This window comes from Mycobacterium sp. Aquia_213 (genome assembly GCF_026625985.1).
In the GTDB taxonomy this organism is placed as follows: domain Bacteria; phylum Actinomycetota; class Actinomycetes; order Mycobacteriales; family Mycobacteriaceae; genus Mycobacterium.
On sequence record NZ_CP113116.1, the window covers coordinates 5,284,478 to 5,300,370 of the forward strand.

At 66.0% G+C, this 15,893-nt stretch carries 21 protein-coding genes and 1 riboswitch; of the genes, 10 read left to right on the forward strand and 11 right to left on the reverse strand.

The window, feature by feature from the left end:
* Window positions 1-16: 16 nt before the first annotated feature.
* Both LMQ14_RS24685 and LMQ14_RS24690 read right to left on the reverse strand, forming a co-directional pair.
* Window positions 17-496, reverse strand: coding sequence for a LytR C-terminal domain-containing protein (locus LMQ14_RS24685; RefSeq protein ID WP_267732236.1), 480 nt, complete (start codon window positions 494-496; stop codon window positions 17-19).
* A 19-nt stretch (window positions 497-515) separates the two neighbouring features.
* The gene (locus tag LMQ14_RS24690; protein ID WP_003873790.1) at window positions 516-824 is read right to left on the reverse strand and encodes a DUF3263 domain-containing protein; all 309 of its coding nucleotides are present in this window, start codon (window positions 822-824) and stop codon (window positions 516-518) included.
* 176 nt (window positions 825-1,000) lie between these two features.
* Here LMQ14_RS24690 and LMQ14_RS24695 point away from each other — a divergent pair, with 176 nt between their 5' ends.
* The 4 genes from LMQ14_RS24695 to LMQ14_RS24710 all read left to right on the forward strand — a co-directional run bounded on the left by LMQ14_RS24695 (window position 1,001) and on the right by LMQ14_RS24710 (window position 3,780).
* The gene (locus LMQ14_RS24695) at window positions 1,001-1,594 is read left to right on the forward strand and encodes a peptide deformylase (RefSeq protein WP_267732237.1); all 594 of its coding nucleotides are present in this window, start codon (window positions 1,001-1,003) and stop codon (window positions 1,592-1,594) included.
* Window positions 1,594-2,364, forward strand: a complete 771-nt coding sequence (locus LMQ14_RS24700; protein ID WP_267732238.1) for a GNAT family N-acetyltransferase — start codon at window positions 1,594-1,596, stop codon at window positions 2,362-2,364. Before LMQ14_RS24695 ends, LMQ14_RS24700 begins: the two co-directional genes overlap by 1 nt.
* Before the next feature lie 2 nt (window positions 2,365-2,366).
* Window positions 2,367-3,170, forward strand: a complete 804-nt coding sequence (locus LMQ14_RS24705) for an exodeoxyribonuclease III (protein WP_267732239.1) — start codon at window positions 2,367-2,369, stop codon at window positions 3,168-3,170.
* A 172-nt stretch (window positions 3,171-3,342) separates the two neighbouring features.
* On the forward strand, window positions 3,343-3,780 hold the full coding sequence (locus tag LMQ14_RS24710) for a hypothetical protein (protein WP_267732240.1): 438 nt from the start codon (window positions 3,343-3,345) through the stop codon (window positions 3,778-3,780).
* Between the two features lie 12 nt (window positions 3,781-3,792).
* On the opposite strand, the gene LMQ14_RS24715 is transcribed toward LMQ14_RS24710, so the two are convergent.
* Window positions 3,793-4,047, reverse strand: a complete 255-nt coding sequence (locus tag LMQ14_RS24715) for an Rv1535 domain-containing protein (RefSeq protein ID WP_267732241.1) — start codon at window positions 4,045-4,047, stop codon at window positions 3,793-3,795.
* 63 nt (window positions 4,048-4,110) lie between these two features.
* Here LMQ14_RS24715 and LMQ14_RS24720 point away from each other — a divergent pair, with 63 nt between their 5' ends.
* Window positions 4,111-4,386, forward strand: a complete 276-nt coding sequence (locus tag LMQ14_RS24720; RefSeq protein WP_267732242.1) for a hypothetical protein — start codon at window positions 4,111-4,113, stop codon at window positions 4,384-4,386.
* On the opposite strand, the gene LMQ14_RS24725 is transcribed toward LMQ14_RS24720, so the two are convergent.
* The gene (locus tag LMQ14_RS24725) at window positions 4,383-5,018 is read right to left on the reverse strand and encodes a PAS and ANTAR domain-containing protein (protein ID WP_267735666.1); all 636 of its coding nucleotides are present in this window, start codon (window positions 5,016-5,018) and stop codon (window positions 4,383-4,385) included. The genes LMQ14_RS24720 and LMQ14_RS24725 overlap by 4 nt on opposite strands.
* Window positions 5,019-5,242: 224 nt before the next feature.
* Window positions 5,243-5,353: riboswitch (TPP riboswitch) on the forward strand.
* Here LMQ14_RS24725 and thiC point away from each other — a divergent pair.
* The 3 genes from thiC to LMQ14_RS24740 all read left to right on the forward strand — a co-directional run bounded on the left by thiC (window position 5,348) and on the right by LMQ14_RS24740 (window position 8,435).
* Window positions 5,348-6,982: a phosphomethylpyrimidine synthase ThiC gene (thiC, locus tag LMQ14_RS24730; RefSeq protein ID WP_267732243.1), complete on the forward strand. Its 1,635-nt coding sequence runs from the start codon at window positions 5,348-5,350 to the stop codon at window positions 6,980-6,982. It overlaps the preceding riboswitch by 6 nt.
* A gap of 5 nt (window positions 6,983-6,987) precedes the next feature.
* Window positions 6,988-7,818 carry a bifunctional hydroxymethylpyrimidine kinase/phosphomethylpyrimidine kinase gene (gene thiD / locus LMQ14_RS24735; RefSeq protein WP_420714717.1) on the forward strand — a complete coding sequence of 277 codons (831 nt, stop codon included), beginning with the start codon at window positions 6,988-6,990 and terminating at the stop codon, window positions 7,816-7,818.
* Window positions 7,815-8,435, forward strand: coding sequence for an alpha/beta family hydrolase (locus LMQ14_RS24740; protein ID WP_267732245.1), 621 nt, complete (start codon window positions 7,815-7,817; stop codon window positions 8,433-8,435). Before thiD ends, LMQ14_RS24740 begins: the two co-directional genes overlap by 4 nt.
* 4 nt (window positions 8,436-8,439) lie before the next feature.
* Here the strand turns inward: LMQ14_RS24740 and LMQ14_RS24745 are convergent, their stop codons facing one another.
* Window positions 8,440-8,718 (reverse strand): hypothetical protein, encoded by a 279-nt coding sequence (locus LMQ14_RS24745; RefSeq protein ID WP_267732246.1) that lies wholly within the window; start codon window positions 8,716-8,718, stop codon window positions 8,440-8,442.
* A gap of 41 nt (window positions 8,719-8,759) precedes the next feature.
* On the opposite strand from LMQ14_RS24745, the gene LMQ14_RS24750 reads away from it, so the two are divergent.
* Window positions 8,760-8,984 carry a hypothetical protein gene (locus LMQ14_RS24750; RefSeq protein WP_267735667.1) on the forward strand — a complete coding sequence of 75 codons (225 nt, stop codon included), beginning with the start codon at window positions 8,760-8,762 and terminating at the stop codon, window positions 8,982-8,984.
* A 34-nt stretch (window positions 8,985-9,018) separates the two neighbouring features.
* On the opposite strand, the gene LMQ14_RS24755 is transcribed toward LMQ14_RS24750, so the two are convergent.
* The 6 genes from LMQ14_RS24755 to LMQ14_RS24780 form a co-directional block, all read right to left on the reverse strand.
* Window positions 9,019-9,504, reverse strand: coding sequence for a DUF4190 domain-containing protein (locus tag LMQ14_RS24755; RefSeq protein ID WP_267732247.1), 486 nt, complete (start codon window positions 9,502-9,504; stop codon window positions 9,019-9,021).
* A gap of 40 nt (window positions 9,505-9,544) precedes the next feature.
* The gene (locus LMQ14_RS24760; RefSeq protein ID WP_420714571.1) at window positions 9,545-11,041 is read right to left on the reverse strand and encodes a neutral zinc metallopeptidase; all 1,497 of its coding nucleotides are present in this window, start codon (window positions 11,039-11,041) and stop codon (window positions 9,545-9,547) included.
* A gap of 103 nt (window positions 11,042-11,144) precedes the next feature.
* Window positions 11,145-12,614, reverse strand: coding sequence for a M28 family peptidase (locus LMQ14_RS24765; RefSeq protein ID WP_267732249.1), 1,470 nt, complete (start codon window positions 12,612-12,614; stop codon window positions 11,145-11,147).
* Window positions 12,611-14,107, reverse strand: coding sequence for a M28 family metallopeptidase (locus LMQ14_RS24770; RefSeq protein WP_267732250.1), 1,497 nt, complete (start codon window positions 14,105-14,107; stop codon window positions 12,611-12,613). Before LMQ14_RS24770 ends, LMQ14_RS24765 begins: the two co-directional genes overlap by 4 nt.
* A gap of 59 nt (window positions 14,108-14,166) precedes the next feature.
* Window positions 14,167-14,544: a DUF2752 domain-containing protein gene (locus LMQ14_RS24775; RefSeq protein WP_267735668.1), complete on the reverse strand. Its 378-nt coding sequence runs from the start codon at window positions 14,542-14,544 to the stop codon at window positions 14,167-14,169.
* A 60-nt stretch (window positions 14,545-14,604) separates the two neighbouring features.
* Window positions 14,605-14,934 (reverse strand): CD225/dispanin family protein, encoded by a 330-nt coding sequence (locus LMQ14_RS24780; RefSeq protein WP_267732251.1) that lies wholly within the window; start codon window positions 14,932-14,934, stop codon window positions 14,605-14,607.
* A gap of 337 nt (window positions 14,935-15,271) precedes the next feature.
* Between LMQ14_RS24780 and LMQ14_RS24785 the strand changes: the two genes are divergently transcribed.
* On the forward strand, window positions 15,272-15,793 hold the full coding sequence (locus LMQ14_RS24785) for a serine/threonine protein kinase (RefSeq protein WP_267732252.1): 522 nt from the start codon (window positions 15,272-15,274) through the stop codon (window positions 15,791-15,793).
* Window positions 15,794-15,893 lie beyond the last annotated feature (100 nt).

Below are 15,893 nucleotides of genomic sequence, written 5' to 3' on the forward strand. Positions count from 1 at the left end.
GGCTCACGACTCGGAGTCAGCCCGCGACCAACACGATTACGCCGGGTGGTTCTCCGCTCAGGGCGGGGAGGCGCGGTTCGACGGGCACGCCCAGGTTTTTGCCGACCGCGTCCGCGGTGGCGTGCTCACCGTCGGCGTCGGTGAAGTACACGGTCGTGACCGTCACTTCGGGTAGCGACAGGTTCCCGACGTCGATGACCTTGAAGCCGCCGGCCTTGAGTTGGTCCGCGGTGTGCCCGGCGACACCTTCTTTGCCCGAGATGTTGAACACGTGGACGTCGGCGTCGGTGGCCGCGGGCTTCGGGCTGGCCGAGGTCGACGCGGAACTGCTGGAGCTGGTGGCACTCGAGGCCGCCGAGGCCGAGTCGTCATCGGACTTGCCAGAGGAGCTCAGTGCCTGCCACCCGAGCAGCAAAAAGATGACGCCCAGAAACAACAGCACCATCACCATGGCCCGCAGTGGGAGCCCCGTGGAGTCGGGCACGCGCTCTTTCATCGAGCCCTACTGTAGCTAGTCAGGTCACCTCGAAGCCGAGGCGCCGCGCGGCACGCGCCTTCTGACGGCTGGCGCGCAACCGCCGCAGCCGCTTCACCAGCATCGGATCGGCCGCCAGCGCCTCGGGCCGATCCACTAGCGCGTTGAGCACTTGGTAGTACCGCGTTGCCGACATCGAGAACAGTTCTTTGATCGCGTCTTCTTTGACACCGGCGAATTTCCACCACTGACGCTCGAAGGCCAGGATGTCGTGTTCGCGTCGGGTCAGCCCATCGGCGATCTCAGCATCGTCCCCCGATCGATTTGCCCGCGCCATGGCGCTGTCCATATCGCTTCCCCTGGACCCTTCCGCCGAATTCCCGGTTGCTCTAATGACTTGACTTACATCGGGGCATGTTTCGGCGAATATTGAATCACGCCGCGAACCCTCAAGCCCTCATCCAGACCCGCGAGTCGGCGGATTGCCTTCATTGCTTGCTTCGCGGCCCCTTAAGCTAGCCGACCATGGCAGTCGTACCCATCCGCATCGTCGGCGATCCGGTGTTGCACACATCGACCGCACCGGTACCCGTCGATGCCGACGGTTCGCTACCGGCAGAGCTCGCCGGATTGATCGCCGACATGTACGACACCATGGACGCCGCCCACGGCGTCGGGCTGGCCGCCAATCAGATCGGACACGGGCTGCGGCTGTTCGTCTACGACTGCGCCGACGAGCGCGGGATGACCGAGCGCCGCCGCGGTGTGATCATCAATCCGATCCTGGAAACCTCGGAGATACCCGAGACCATGCCCGACCCGACCGACGATGACGAGGGGTGCCTTTCGGTTCCCGGCGAGTCGTTTCCCACCGGCCGCGCGAAATGGGCACGGGTCACCGGCCTCGACGCCGACGGCAAACCGGTCACGATCGAGGGCAGCGGACTGTTCGCCCGGATGCTGCAACACGAGACCGGGCACTTGGACGGATTCCTCTATCTGGATCGCCTGATCGGCCGGCATGCCCGCGCCGCAAAGCGAAGCGTCAAATCCCACGGCTGGGGCGTACCCGGGCTGTCCTGGATGCCCGGCGAGGGACCGGATCCGTTCGGTCACTGATGGTCTCGTGGCCGGACCTTGGAACCCGGGTGACGGTGCGCTACCGGCGTCGGCCCGGATCGGTGCCTCCGCTCACGGATGCGGTCGGACACCTGCTGGCGGTGGATCCGGTGGTGCGGGTGCGGACGAAGACGGGCGCAGTCGTCGAATTCGCGGCCGACGACGTGGTGGCGCTGCGGGTGCTGACCGACGCACCGGTGCGCACGTCGGCGATCCGCGCACTGGAGCACGCCGCCGCGGCGGCCTGGCCCGGCGCAGAACAGGCCTGGCTGGACGGCTGGCTATTGCGGGCCGGAGATGAATCCGGCTTTGCCGCTAATTCTGCTGTGCCGCTGGATATTTCAGCGCAAATCAGCACGATCCCCGCGATCGTCGCCTGGTACGATCGCCGCGGCCAGACCCCGCTACTGGCCATCCCGGACCGCTTGCTGACGCTGCCGCGCACCCCGGCTGCCGATCACACCGAGCGCGTGTTGGTGCGCGACGTAGGGGAGCTCGCAGCCCGGGAGCCCGACCCGTCCATCGCCGGGTCGGATCCGCCCACGGGTGCGGCGGTGACCGACGCGCCCGACGGCGTTCGGTGGGTGGGACTTTCGACGCCGCGCGAGGCTCTGCTGGTCTGGGGGGCGCACCGCGGCGCCACCCGCGGCTATATCGCGGTCGGCGAGGGCGACGCCGTCAACGCCACCCTCGCCGACGGCCTCGGCTTCCGACTGCACCACCGCCGTCGCTACTTCGAAGCCCGGTCGACCGCCTGGGATACCGTCTAGCCATGCGACTGGCGACCTGGAACGTCAACTCGATCCGCACTCGCCTGGACCGCGTCGTCGACTGGCTCGCCCGCGCCGAAGTCGACGTGCTGGCCATGCAGGAGACCAAATGCTCCGACGGCCAGTTCCCCGCCCTGCCGTTCGTGGAACTCGGTTACGAGGTCGCCCACGTCGGCTTCAATCAATGGAATGGCGTGGCGATCGCGTCGCGAGTGGGCCTTAAAGACGTGCAGATCGGATTCGACGGCCAGCCCAGTTGGAGCAGCAAGCCGGAGGTGGCCGCGACCGCGGAGGCCCGCGCGCTGGGCGCCAGCTGCGGCGGCGTCCGGGTGTGGAGCCTGTACGTACCCAATGGCCGCACCCTGGCCGATCCGCATTACAACTATAAGCTGGAATGGCTTGCCGCCCTGCGTGATACGGCCGCCGGCTGGCTACACGACGATCCCGCCGCGCAGATCGCGATGGTCGGCGATTGGAACATCGCACCGACCGACGAAGACGTGTGGAGCACGGAATTCTTTGCCGGCGCCACGCATGTGTCCGAGCCGGAACGCCGGGCGTTCAATGCCATCGTCGATGCGCAATTCACTGATGTGGTAAGGCCTTTCACTCCGGGCCCGGGCGTCTACACCTACTGGGATTACACCCAGCTCCGGTTCCCGAAGAAGCAAGGCATGCGCATCGACTTCATCCTCGCCTCCCCGGCGCTGGCCGGGCGGGTGGCCGATGCGCAGATCGTTCGCGACGAACGCAAAGGCAAGGCGCCCAGTGATCACGCACCGGTTTTGGTCGACCTGAATCCTTAGTAAACCGGGGAAATTCAGGAGCCTTCGCGTTGTCTGCGCGTTTGCGACGTGGCAGCATTTCCCCCTGTTAGATGCGTGAACAATTTCGTGGCTGCTGTTAACTCCCCGTTTGGCGGGTATACATGTTGCTACGCGGTTTGCGACCAGAGCAACCGAGGAACCGGGAGTCATCATGGGTGTCGTCGGAGGGGCAGTCCGTAACGCGGGGAAAACGGTCAATCGTGCGGCAGATGCGACCACCGCCGCGGCGGGCGCTGTCGGGGGCGCCGCAATCAGTGGAATCGTCGGTGGGGTCACCGGCGCGGCGGAGGGCATCAAGCGCGGCATCAACGCGGGTAGTCATTCGACACCCGCGGCCGCACTGGCCATCGGCGCGCTTGGGGTGGCCGGACTGGTCGAGTGGCCGATACTGCTGGCCGTCGGCGGTGGCGCGCTGGTGTTGCGCCGGCTGAACCACAAACCCGAGGTGCCGGCGAAAGCCAACCTCAAGCCGGTACCCACCGAGCCGACAGCGCAGAAAGCCGCTCCGCGAAAGTCCGCCGCCAAGGCGCCGGCCAAGAAGACGGCCGGACGTCGGGCCGGTGCCGCCGAGTTGCGCAGCACCAACTGATCGGGAGCTGACTTACGCCGACGCGCGTTCGGGCCGGCCGTGTGGCCGCCCCGCAGCGTGTGCCGACGGGTCCGGGCAGAGCGTCGCCCGGGGCCCCGAAACCACTCGAGACGAGAACCGCGGCGCCCTACGGCGCGTCCGATCGGGCTGGACGATCTCCACGATCCCGACGCGCCACAGAAGCGCATAGAGTTCGAGCAACGGCACCCGCAGCACCGAAGCAACAGAGGAAAATATCGGATCGGCCAGGGAATCGGTCGTCGACATAGGTCCGACGGTGACCAAGTCACCCGGCGAGTTGGGAAACCCCTCGTTACTGAAAGGCAAATGATGGCGGAAAAGAAAACTCGCCGTGCAACTTCTCAACGCGATGCGGTGGAGAAAATTCGCGAAGGCGAAACCTTCGTCGTGAAGTTGCCGCTGGTCGGACAGACCGAGATTCCGCGGCCCGAACAGCTGGCCTATTACGGCGGGCTGGCCGCCCTGGCCGCCCTCGAACTGATCGATTGGCCGGTCGCCTTGGTCATCGCCGCCGGTCACCTGCTGGCCAGCAGTCACCACAACCGGCTGCTGGAGGAAATCGGCGAGGCGATGGAAGAGGTCTAGCGGCCGTTTTCAGCGGGCATGCGCTCGTGGATCGTCAGCAGCAGATGGTCGACCTGGCTCTGCATGGCTGCCGACATCGGTGGCAGGTTGCCGACCTCGTGAATCAGTTGCTTGGCCAATGTGCGCAACTTGATGTTGGTCTCTTGCGAACGCCACTGCAACACCCGAAACGCCTGGTCAGGGCTGACTCGGTAGACGGCCATCATCACACCCTTGGCCTGCTCGATGGCCGCGCGGTTTTCGAATAGATCGGGCAGCGCCTCGTCGAGCGCTTCCTGGCGGCTTTCGTGCCGGGCTTCGTCGAACGTGCCGGTCAGGTCGATGTAGTAGCCCGCGGTCCCCTGCACGGCGCCCGACTCGTCGTCCACGATGCGATCGGCCACCACGATCGCCTCGTGCACACCGCCGGATGTGTCGACAAAGCGGTGACGACTGGAGAAAGACTCCCCGGAGTGCAACGCATGGTGAAGCAGATCCCGGACGTGCTCCCGGTCGTCGGGATGCTTGTGGGACAACATCAGTTCGGTCGTCGGGGCTACCGTCCCGGGTTCGTAGCCGTGCATCCGGGCGACCTCGTCGGACCATTCCCAGCGTTCGCCGTCGAACCAGAACCGGAAGCTGCCGACATTCAGATAGGTGAGCGCGGCGTCCCCGGTCCCGCTCGTCGGCTGATTCCGCGTCCGGGTGAATGTCGCGGCGCCCGTTTGCTTGGGCTGCTGCACGTGGTCATCATTCCACTCCGGGGAATTCACCGTCGAGCAATCCGCGCACTCTGGACGACTAGGGCGCGCCCGTACGGCGCGGATGGTCCGCAGTGAGGGTAACGTCGCGTGTGGGCGTCTTTCGCCACCGAAAAGTAAACAACCGCGGGAGCGCACGCCGAGTGTGCTGAGAGGACGGCTTGGGGCCGTCGACCGTACGAACCTGACCGGGTAATGCCGGCGTAGGGAGATGAAAAAAAATGACCGTTACCGTCGAACCGACCGTGACCACCGGGCCCATCTGGGGCAGCACCAAGGCCTATGTGGAGCTCGACGGGGTTTCCGGGGCCCGCGTGCCGTTGCGCCGGGTGAACCTGTCCAACGGAGAGCATTTCGATCTGTACGACACCTCCGGGCCGTACACCGATCCGGACGCGGTGATCGACCTGACGGCCGGGCTGCCGCCGCGACCCGGCGTGGTGCGCGACCGCGGTACCCAGCTACAGCGGGCCCGCGCCGGCGAGATCACCGCCGAGATGGCGTTCATCGCAATCCGCGAAGGCATGCCCGCCGAACTGGTGCGCGACGAGGTCGCCCGCGGACGTGCGGTCATCCCGGCCAACCACAACCACCCCGAGATCGAGCCGATGATCATCGGCAAGGCGTTCGCGACCAAGGTCAACGCGAACATCGGCAACTCGGCGGTGACGTCCTCGATCGCCGAGGAGGTCGACAAGATGGTGTGGGCCACCCGCTGGGGCGCCGACACCATCATGGACCTGTCCACCGGCAAGGACATTCACCAGACCCGCGAGTGGATCCTGCGCAACTCGCCGGTGCCGGTCGGCACCGTGCCGATCTACCAGGCGCTGGAAAAGACCAACGGCGATCCGACCGAACTGACCTGGGAGCTCTACCGCGACACCGTGATCGAGCAGTGCGAGCAGGGTGTGGACTACATGACCGTGCACGCCGGCGTGCTGCTGCGCTACGTGCCGCTGACCGCCAAGCGGGTCACCGGCATCGTGTCGCGCGGCGGATCGATCATGGCGGCCTGGTGCCTGGCGCATCATCGGGAGTCGTTCCTGTACACCAACTTTGAAGAGCTCTGCGAGATCTTCGCCCAATACGACGTCACCTTCTCCCTGGGCGACGGGCTGCGGCCCGGATCCATCGCCGACGCCAACGACGCCGCGCAGTTCGCCGAGCTACGCACCCTGGGCGAGCTGACCAAGATCGCGAAAGCCCATGGCGTGCAGGTGATGATCGAGGGCCCCGGGCACGTCCCGATGCACAAGATCGTCGAGAACGTGCGGTTGGAAGAGGAGCTGTGCGAGGAGGCCCCCTTCTACACGCTGGGGCCGCTGGCCACCGACATCGCACCGGCCTACGACCACATCACCTCGGCGATCGGCGCGGCCATCATCGCCCAGGCCGGCACCGCGATGCTCTGCTACGTCACCCCGAAGGAGCACCTCGGGCTGCCGGACCGCAACGACGTCAAGGTCGGCGTGATCTCTTATAAGATCGCCGCGCACGCGGGCGATCTCGCCAAGGGACATCCGCACGCGCAGGACCGCGATAATGCGTTGTCGCAGGCGCGTTTCGAGTTCCGGTGGAACGACCAGTTCGCGCTGTCGCTGGATCCCGACACCGCCCGGTCCTACCACGACGAGACGCTGCCCGCCGCGCCCGCCAAGGCCGCGCACTTCTGCTCCATGTGCGGGCCGAAGTTCTGCTCGATGCGCATCACCCAGGATGTCCGCGACTACGCCGCCAAGCACGGCCTGGAAACCGAGGAGGACATCGAGGCCATGCTCGCCTCCGGCATGGAGGAGAAGTCGCGCGAGTTCGCCGAGCACGGCAACCGGGTGTATCTGCCGATCACGCAGTGAACTACCTGCCTCCGGACCTGCCGGTGCCGCCGCCGGGCGCGACGCCGCTGCGGGTGCTGTCCGTCGCCGGATCGGACTCCGGGGGCGGCGCGGGCATCGAAGCCGATATGCGCACCATCGCGATGCTGGGCGTGCACGCGTGCATCGCGGTGACCGCGGTGACTGTGCAGAACACCTTGGGGGTCAAGAGCTTTCACGAGATTCCTGACGATGTGGTCGCCGGCCAGATCGAAGCGGTGGTCACCGACATCGGCATTCAGGCCGCCAAGACCGGGATGTTGGCGTCGCCGCGCATCATCGACACCGTGGCCACCACCTGGCGCCGGCTCGGGTTGACGGTTCCGCTCGTCGTCGACCCGGTGGCTGCGTCCATGCACGGCGATGCACTGATGGCACCGGCGGCCCTGGATTCGCTTCGCACTCAACTGTTTCCGTTGGCCACGCTGGTGACGCCGAATCTCGACGAGGTGCGACTGCTGGTCGGTATCGACGTGGTGGACGCCGAGTCGCAGCGCGCGGCGGCCAAGGCACTGCACGCGCTGGGCCCGCAGTGGGTGCTGGTGAAGGGCGGCCACCTGCGCTCTTCGCAACGCAGCAACGACCTGCTCTATGACGGCGCGGATTTCCACGAGTTCGATGCCGAGCGCATCGCGACCGGCAACGACCACGGCGGCGGTGACACGCTGGCCGCCGCGATCGCCTGCGCGCTGGCCCACGGGCTTGCCGTTCCCGAGGCCGTCGAGTTCGGCAAGCGCTGGGTCACCGAATGCCTGCGTGCCGCTTACCCACTCGGCCACGGGCACGGCCCGGTCTCCCCACTGTTCCGGCTGTCATGAACCTCGACCCGATCGCCGGCATCGCGCACGAACCCGACGGCCCGGCGGACGGCGTCGTGGTGCTCACCCACGGCGCCGGTGGAAACCGCGAATCCGAGCTGCTGCAACGGATTTGCGACGAGTGGGCGCGGCGCGGCTGGCTGGCGATTCGCTACAACCTGCCCTATCGCCGGCGCCGGCCCAAGGGGCCACCGTCCGGCTCGGCGGCCACCGACCGCGCCGGAATCGAGGAGGCAATCGTCTTGTGCCGCACCCTTGCCGACGGCCCGCTGATCGCCGGCGGACATTCCTACGGCGGCCGGCAGACGTCGATGGTGGTCGCCGAGGCGAACCCGCCCCAGGTCGACGTCTTGACGCTGTTTTCCTACCCGGTCCATCCGCCGGGAAAGCCGGAACGACCCCGCACCGAGCACCTGCCCGCTATCCGGGTGCCCACCGTGTTCACCCACGGAACATCGGACCCCTTCGGCACGCCGGCCGAGGTTCGTGATGCCGCGGCGTTGATCGCGGCACCGACCGAGGTCGTCGAAATCGCCGGTGCGCGACACGATCTGCGCTCGAAGACCCTCGATGTACCCGCGCTCGCGGTCGACGCGGCGCTGCGACTGTTGCGCTGAGCCGTTACTGCCCCGGCAGGGTGCAGGTGGTCGGCAGCAGCAGAATCGCGGGCCACAGCGCGGCGGCTTCACCGAATGCGGCGATGTCCGAACCTAGCGAGCTCACCTTCGCCCATTCCGCCTGCAGTTCTTGAACCCGGTCGGGGTGGATGACGGCCCAGAAGACGCCGATCAGCAGGTAGGGCAGGGCGAGCCACAAGGCCAATTCGATGAGTGCCTGGACCGAAACCGGACGCGCAAGCCCGCGCCGAATGCGCGCCATTCCTGCCGCCAACGCTGCCATATGCGCAACGATAGGCCAGGCACCCGGAAGGAATGAGTCGGTTGATCACCAAGCTGCGACAGTTGCTGAACTACGAGATGACAGTGGCCGAGTGGATCGCACTCGCGGTGCTGCTGGGGATTCCCTACTCGATCGTCGGGCTGATCTGGTCATCGACGCACACCAGCCAGCTTCGCGGCATGCAGGGCGCCGACCTGGTGGTGTCGTTCCTCGGCTCGATCGTGTCCTGGCCGGTGCTGCTGTTCTCCAACGTCTGCATGACATGACCGACCCGCTGAGATCGGTTGAGCACCAGAGTATTTAGGCAGCGATGGCCGGCGGCGCTACGGTGTCGACGACGAGAACCACGGCCGGAGCTCCCGAATACCGGTGGTGTTCTTCCATGCTCCCGCTGATCACCGAGAAGATCCCGCCGATGATGCCGAACACGATCAAGACCGCGCCGATGGCTATTCCGGCAATGGCCAGTCCACGGCCGCCTTCACCGGTCTGCTTGATCTTGCCCAGTGCGAGAATGCCGAAGATGATGCCCAGGATGGGCCCGATGCCGCACAGCCATCCCAACAACGAGCAGACCAGTGATGCGATGGCCATGCCATTGGTGCCGACGGCCGGCGGGTAACCCGGACCCGGCGGCGGCGGGTAGCCCGGTCCCGGCGGGGGCGGATAACCTGCTCCCGGCGGCGGTGGGTAACTCGGTCCCGGCGGAGGCGAATAACCCTGCCCCGGCGGGGGATACCCGGATTCCCCCGGTGGCGGCGGATAGCTAGGCGGTTCTTCCGTCACGGACGCCTCCTGAGGTCAAGTGGCCCATACTCTACGTGGATCAGCCGGGATAGCGCGAGTAGCACGCGTCCATGTTGCCGCCCACGCCGCCGCGGAACGCCGCTATGCGCGTGAAGCCGGCCGGCACGCTGGTCCCGTCCGCATCGCTGGCCACCATGTGGTTGGTGAGCAAACCGGCGACGGCCTCGTCGAGGTCACCGGCGGTCAGCAACAGTTCCTTGTGGGAGGGGGTGTCGATCGGTTCGGCCATCTTGCGGTGCACCACACCGGTCAGGCACGCGGTCCGCAGCGCGGTCCATGGGCTCTGCATCGGTAGATCGCGTTCATGCTGTACCGCAAGCGCGTATCGCGACATCAGGATCGACAGGGCGGTGTCGTCACCTTGCGGCAGCGTGTGTTCCTTCTCGTCGGAGACCTTCGCCATCGCCGCCAGACCGGCCAGGTCGACCATGATGGTGTTGGTGGCCGGGCAGTAGGACGCGGGTGGACTGGGTTTCGCATCCGGACAACCGGTCGTGTGGAAGGACAGGGTCGGCGGGCTCTTCGGCGAGAACACCTTTCCCAACAGCTCCATCAGCGTCGACAAGGTGTCTTCGTTGATGGCGACCTCACCGTTCTCCGGGTCGCCGTTGGGATCGGTCTGCAAGCCCTTGGGCAGGTCACCGCGGCGCTGGGTGATCTCCTGCTTGTTGATTCCCGCGCAGGCCGAAGCGCCACTGATGAAGCCCATCTGGAAGGCACTGACCCGGTCCAGCGCCGACCCGTGCTCGTCGTCGTTCTCGGTCTCGGCATCCATCACCGGGTCACGGGTGACGATGACCCCGGCCAGTACGTGGTCGAGGCCGTCGGCGGTGCTCAGCGTGAAGCGCGGGGACTTGCCGGCCGCAACCCAATACAGATAAACACCCGCGAAGCAGTCGGCCTGCTGCTCACGAACGATGGTGGCGTCTCGTTTGGTCACCAGGCTCGCCATCTGCTGCAAGGCGTGGCCGAACTCGTGGGCCAGCACACCGGTGACGGACATGTCACCGAAGTACTTCTGCGCGACGGGCATGAACACCCCGCGGTCCCAGGCGATCAAGTTGCAGCGGGACGTGAAAAAGGCGTTGACGAGCTTGTACGTCTCGTTGTGGCAAACGATCGGACTGCTCGGATCGTTGGAGTCGTAGGAGACCAATTTGGCGACGGGAAGAAACGTTCCCTTCAGCGACTGGCTGTACGTCGATTTCCAGTAGTCCTCGATATCGTTAATCGACAGCAACGACAACTTGTCGATCGTCCCGTTGTCGGTGTTGATCACCGTGCCGGTGGGTGCCGGTGCGTTCGAGCGGATCCCGCTGGGCCCGTCGGTCGCGGGAAGGTCGCCCACCCGGAATGGGTCGTTGAGCATCGACAGGGCCCGCCCGTCGAGGACGGTCGAACACCCCGCTACCACAAACACCGTCGCTGCACAGGCAATTGCGGCCCTCAGCGAACCGCCTACGGCCCGCCTGCGACCACCGTGAGACCGACGTCGACTTTGCCCGCGGTTCATCATGCCCAACCTCATCCCGACCGGGTGCCCGGCAGCATCAAAGGGTTCTCATTCTAGGTCCGCTGGTTGAACAGCGTAGCGAAAATGACAGACCCAGCAAACATGGCTAGGGCAACCGGGTCCGATGCCGTTTGTCGTGGGGTGGGACGCCGTTGACGCCCGCAATCGACATGGCGTAGCTGCCCACCGTGTATGCCACGCCAGAACCCATGACGGCCAATGCTTCCCGGTTGATGTTGTCGATCGTGTCCCGGGGACTCTGGAAGTTGGGGTCGAACCCGACACCGGCCTTGCCGCCCCACAGGCGTGCTTGCACAGGGGTTTTCAGCTGCGATGCGCCGGTGCTCATGCCGCCGATCGGCACGCCCGCGACCATGAAAGGGTGGTAGTCGGTCCGGGTGCCCAGCGGCATGTCGGCGGGCCGCTTGCCGGCCAGGTTGAGATAGCCGGACAGGGTGCGCTCGATACCGGCCGACCCCTCGGGCACGTCACCGGCCGCGATCCCCTGTCCGGGCGGACCGGACTGATCGCCGTCGTCGGTGAAAAAGCCGGCGTTGGGCGAACCGAGCAGGTTGAAGTTCAGGTACATCGCGATGTCGTTGAGCTGCTCGTCATCCAGGCCGAACACGTAATCCATCACGCCGTTGAGCCCGTCCTCGTCGGCGCCCCAGAACACGAAGCGCACCGCGTTGTTCACCGGCGCCAACGGGCCCAGCTGCAGCGCGGTTTCCAGCACCGCCGCCACCCCGGATCCGTTGTCGTTGATACCCGGACCGCTACGCGGGCCGTCGAGATGAGCACCGACCACAATCACGTCGTTCGTCGAGCCGGTTTTGGTCTGCACCAACACGTTTCGGGAAGTGGTCTTGATATTCTCGGCGTCCAGCACCAGGCGAGCCGGCGCGGTGGCGCGGGCTAGCGCGCTCCCGCCGTTGCTACCCACGACGGCAACCGGCATCGTCAGCTGCTTGTAGTAACCCGGGGTGAACAACGTCGGCGGGGCGCCGTGGCCGGTGGGTGCGCTGACCACGATCACGGCCGCGGCCCCCTTGGCCCGCGCGCTGTTCTGTTTGTCGACCACCGAGCAGCGCGCGTCGTCGACGACGGCGATCGCACCCGCCGGCAGCGCGGCCGGGTAATCGCCCGGCGCGCAGCCCGACGGTTGGGTGGGCCGAACCGGTTGGCCGCTGAGGCCACCGGGCGGTGTCCGGACCAACAGCGAGGCCTGGTCGACCGGATAGTCGCTGCCGGCGATCGTCAGCGACGGCTTACCCGACGACACCGCGTGCAGGCGGTCGAATTGCGGCGTAGCCACCTCGAACCCCTTGCCGCGCAACACTTTCGCGACGTATTCGACGCTGGCGTCGTAGCCCGGCGTCCCCTCTGCCCGGTTCCCCTTGTTGGCGTTGGCGATATCCTGCAGCGCGCGCAGGTGGACGAACATCTCGTCGGCGGTGACCTTTCCGGCGAGCGCACGGCCGAGGTCCGGCGCGGCCCCCGGCGGACCCTGCCGCGGCGACGAGCATCCCGCCACCAGCCCGATCAGCATCAACATCGAGCACAGGCGACGAATCATGGCTTTGCGAGCACGTGGCGGGTGCGGTCCCCCATGACGGGAACTCCGTTGTGTCCGGTGAGGTCTTGGGCGTAAAGAGCGATCGCGTAGGCGACGCCGGAGCCGTTGATGCCCAGCGACGTGCGGTCGATGTGATCGAGGGTGTCGGTCTTCTTGTGATAGTTCGGGTCGAACGGCTCGTCCGCCGTACCGCCCCACAACTTGGCTTGGTCGGCGGACTTCTTTGCTTCCGCACCGGAGAACAGACCACCCGCCGGGATACCGGCCAGGGTGAAGCCGTCATAGTCCGACCGACCGTCGAACGACGTGTCCTGGGCGGTCTTGCCCGCAGACTTCAGGTAGGCGACCAGCGTGCGCTCGATGCCGGCCGAGCCTTCCGGGACCACGGGCTGGCCGCGGGTGTCGGCCGGCAGGGATTGGTCACCGTCATAGGTGAAGTAACCGGGGTTCGGCGACGCGAGCATGTCGAAATTCAGGTACAGCGCAATGTTTTTGAGGTCCTCGAGATTCAGTGACTCGACATAGTTGCGCGATCCGATCAACCCCAGTTCCTCGGCACCCCAGAAGGCGAAACGCACCGCGTTATGCACTTGGGGTGAATTCCCCAGCTGCACTGCGGTTTCCAAGATCGCGGCCACACCGGAGCCGTTGTCGTTGATACCCGGCCCCTCGAGCACGCTGTCCAGGTGCGCGCCTGCCATCACCACGTCGGTGAGCGAGCCCGTCTTGGTCTGCGCGATGATATTGCGCGCTTTGAAACTCTTGCTGCTGGCGTCCAGCTTGATCGTGGCCGGCCCGGGCTGGGCACGCAGCTGCATTCCGGTGGACTTGGTGACGCCGACCGCCGGAATCTTCACCTCGGTATTCGCCCCGAGCGTGCCGCCCATCTGTTCCTCGTCGACGTTGTCGGCGACGATCATCGCCACGGCGCCGTGCTGCGCCGCGGCGTCCTCCTTCTGCGCGAACGGGCAGGTGCCGCGGTCCACCAGGACCACCGCGCCCTTGGCCGGAAGGTTGTCGTAATCCGATGCCGCGCAGCCCAGGCCATTGCCCGTCGACACCGCCAGCAACGGCCCGCTCACACCGTTGGCTCCGGTGCCGAGGCTGAACTCGAGCGCGTGCGCCTCGACGGTCTTACCGCCGACTGTCACCGCGGGCTTCTCGGCGTGAAAAACCCGGGCCGAAAACTCGGGTGTCTGCACATCGAAACCGCTGTCGCGCAACGTGTTAACCACATAATCGACGCTGGCTTCGTAGCCGGGTGTGCCCACCGCCCGGGTGCCGTTGTTGGCGTTGGCGATGTCTTGAAGCTTTGTCAGGTGCGCCATCATCGCATCTGCCGTGACCTTGTTGTGCACCGTGCTGGCGAACTCCGCCGCGGCGGGATCGCTCGCCGGCTGGGAGTTCGCCGACCGGTGCAAGCACCCGGTCAACACTGCGGCGAGCGCGACCGCGGCGACCATCGCCGCCAGCGTTCGGGATTTGTTCACCATCGCGCCCAAGGTTAGACGCCCGTCGCGCGTCAGCGCACTCGGCTCACCGCGGCGTGAGGTCAGACATACAGCCCGCTGAAGGGGGCAAACGGAATGTTGCGCACCACAAACCAAACCGATACCAACGACAGCGCCACCATGGCCGACCAGCGCTGGTGTTGCCAGCTCCTGATCCGCCGGCCCGTCACCCGGCCGTAGGTCCAGACCAGGTACGCCCATACCAACAGCACGACCGCCGCCAAGCCCAACGCGTTGAACCTGGCGGCGGCCATCAAGTTGCCGTGCAAGAGCGAATAGAGCATGCGCAGGCTGCCGCATCCGGGACAGTCGATACCCAGCAGAGCCTTGGTGGGACACACCGGTAGCGGGCCGCCCGGGGTAGTCGGATCGCCCACCCAGGTGGCCGCGCACACCAACGTCGTCGACGCGGCGACCATCAGCGGGGCGCCGAGACCGAGCGTGAGCGGCCGCTGGAGGGTCACCGTAGGTGCAACCCCTTAGAGCATTGCGGCCAGCGCCGCGGGGGTTGAGGTGTCGGCGGTCATGGCGATAATCCCCAGCACGATGCCGTACAGGACGGCGCTCACGACCGCGGCGATGACCGACCACTTCACCCACTTCTTGGCGGCGTCGGCTGCGGCCTGAGCTTCGGCGTACTGACCTTGCGCCCACAACCCACTCACCTGAGTGGATTTGACGATTGCCACGATGCCGAACGGCAGACAGCAGAACAGTGTCGCCAAAATGGACCACACCAAATAGTTATCCGGTGCTTGCCCCGCAGGTTGCTGCGGCGGGTACCCCGGGGGTGGCGGTTGTGCAGTCATGAATTCTCCAGTCACGAGAAGTTAGCTGGCGTGAAGCGGTGCCTACCATACCCGAGCGGAGTCGCGAGGGCACTAGGTACGCAAAAATCAGTTCGTCGGGACCCTCGACATCGACGTCGCCGCAGGGGCTCTGCCGATGGCCGGGTCAGCTCGAAAGGCGGCGCACCGACGAAATGCGTTGTGTGCATCGCATTCCCGTTGACAACCAGAATTGCCCAGGTCAACCTCGAATAATGCCCAGAAAGACAATGCCCGGTGGAATGTATTGCATAGCCACGACATAGCCCTACGATTCGGGTAGCCGCATCGTCGTCCCAGCACCGAAAGGAGTCGTTGGATGCCCCGTGGAACCAACGCGCTTCGCGCCGCGACGGCCGCGGTACTCGTGGGCGGTTTCGCGTTTGCGGGCGCCGCAACGGCGACCGCAGACCCCAACGCGGGTAGCGGGGCGGATATCAACACACTAGCCAGCGCGCTGTCGAAGGGGTACGGCCTGAACAACTGCACCACCCAGGCGGTTCCCAGCGGCGCGCTGGCCTACCTACTCTGCGGGCCGAGCCCCGACCCCGGCGGGCCGATACTCGGCAAGTATTTCCTCTTCGGCGATGGCAGCGCCCTAATGAGTTCATTCCAGCGCGTCATCGGCGGTGACGCCCTGAGCAACTGCGGGGATGCTTCGTCACCGACGCCGTGGCATCAAGGCAGCTCGACCACCAACGCGGGATCGGTGGCGTGCGGGACATTTCAGAACCATGCCGAGATCATTTGGACCAATGACGCCAAGAACATGCTGGGTGTGATTCGCGCCGCCGGCAACGACGTCGCGGCGCTCTACAAGTGGTGGCGAGACAACGGCTGAGCTTTGCGGTTGGGCCGCAACGGGTTCCATGCCCGAATTGCCCGGAATGTTGCCGGTGTAAATGGTATGCGGCGGAATGGGTTGCATAGCTGCGGTTTAT

Coding starts and splice junctions, on each gene's coding strand:
- LMQ14_RS24765 (WP_267732249.1), bottom strand. CDS start 12,614: ATGATTCGTCGCCTGTGCTCGATGTTGATGCTGATCGGGCTGGTGGCG.
- LMQ14_RS24695 (WP_267732237.1), top strand. CDS start 1,001: ATGGCAGTCGTACCCATCCGCATCGTCGGCGATCCGGTGTTGCACACA.
- LMQ14_RS24745 (WP_267732246.1), bottom strand. CDS start 8,718: ATGGCAGCGTTGGCGGCAGGAATGGCGCGCATTCGGCGCGGGCTTGCG.
- LMQ14_RS24720 (WP_267732242.1), top strand. CDS start 4,111: ATGGCGGAAAAGAAAACTCGCCGTGCAACTTCTCAACGCGATGCGGTG.
- LMQ14_RS24775 (WP_267735668.1), bottom strand. CDS start 14,544: ATGGTCGCCGCGTCGACGACGTTGGTGTGCGCGGCCACCTGGGTGGGC.
- LMQ14_RS24715 (WP_267732241.1), bottom strand. CDS start 4,047: ATGTCGACGACCGATTCCCTGGCCGATCCGATATTTTCCTCTGTTGCT.
- LMQ14_RS24700 (WP_267732238.1), top strand. CDS start 1,594: ATGGTCTCGTGGCCGGACCTTGGAACCCGGGTGACGGTGCGCTACCGG.
- LMQ14_RS24705 (WP_267732239.1), top strand. CDS start 2,367: ATGCGACTGGCGACCTGGAACGTCAACTCGATCCGCACTCGCCTGGAC.
- LMQ14_RS24785 (WP_267732252.1), top strand. CDS start 15,272: ATGCCCCGTGGAACCAACGCGCTTCGCGCCGCGACGGCCGCGGTACTC.
- LMQ14_RS24690 (WP_003873790.1), bottom strand. CDS start 824: ATGGACAGCGCCATGGCGCGGGCAAATCGATCGGGGGACGATGCTGAG.
- thiC (WP_267732243.1), top strand. CDS start 5,348: ATGACCGTTACCGTCGAACCGACCGTGACCACCGGGCCCATCTGGGGC.
- LMQ14_RS24780 (WP_267732251.1), bottom strand. CDS start 14,934: ATGACTGCACAACCGCCACCCCCGGGGTACCCGCCGCAGCAACCTGCG.
- LMQ14_RS24685 (WP_267732236.1), bottom strand. CDS start 496: ATGAAAGAGCGCGTGCCCGACTCCACGGGGCTCCCACTGCGGGCCATG.
- LMQ14_RS24760 (WP_420714571.1), bottom strand. CDS start 11,041: ATGATGAACCGCGGGCAAAGTCGACGTCGGTCTCACGGTGGTCGCAGG.
- LMQ14_RS24740 (WP_267732245.1), top strand. CDS start 7,815: ATGAACCTCGACCCGATCGCCGGCATCGCGCACGAACCCGACGGCCCG.
- LMQ14_RS24710 (WP_267732240.1), top strand. CDS start 3,343: ATGGGTGTCGTCGGAGGGGCAGTCCGTAACGCGGGGAAAACGGTCAAT.
- LMQ14_RS24770 (WP_267732250.1), bottom strand. CDS start 14,107: ATGGTGAACAAATCCCGAACGCTGGCGGCGATGGTCGCCGCGGTCGCG.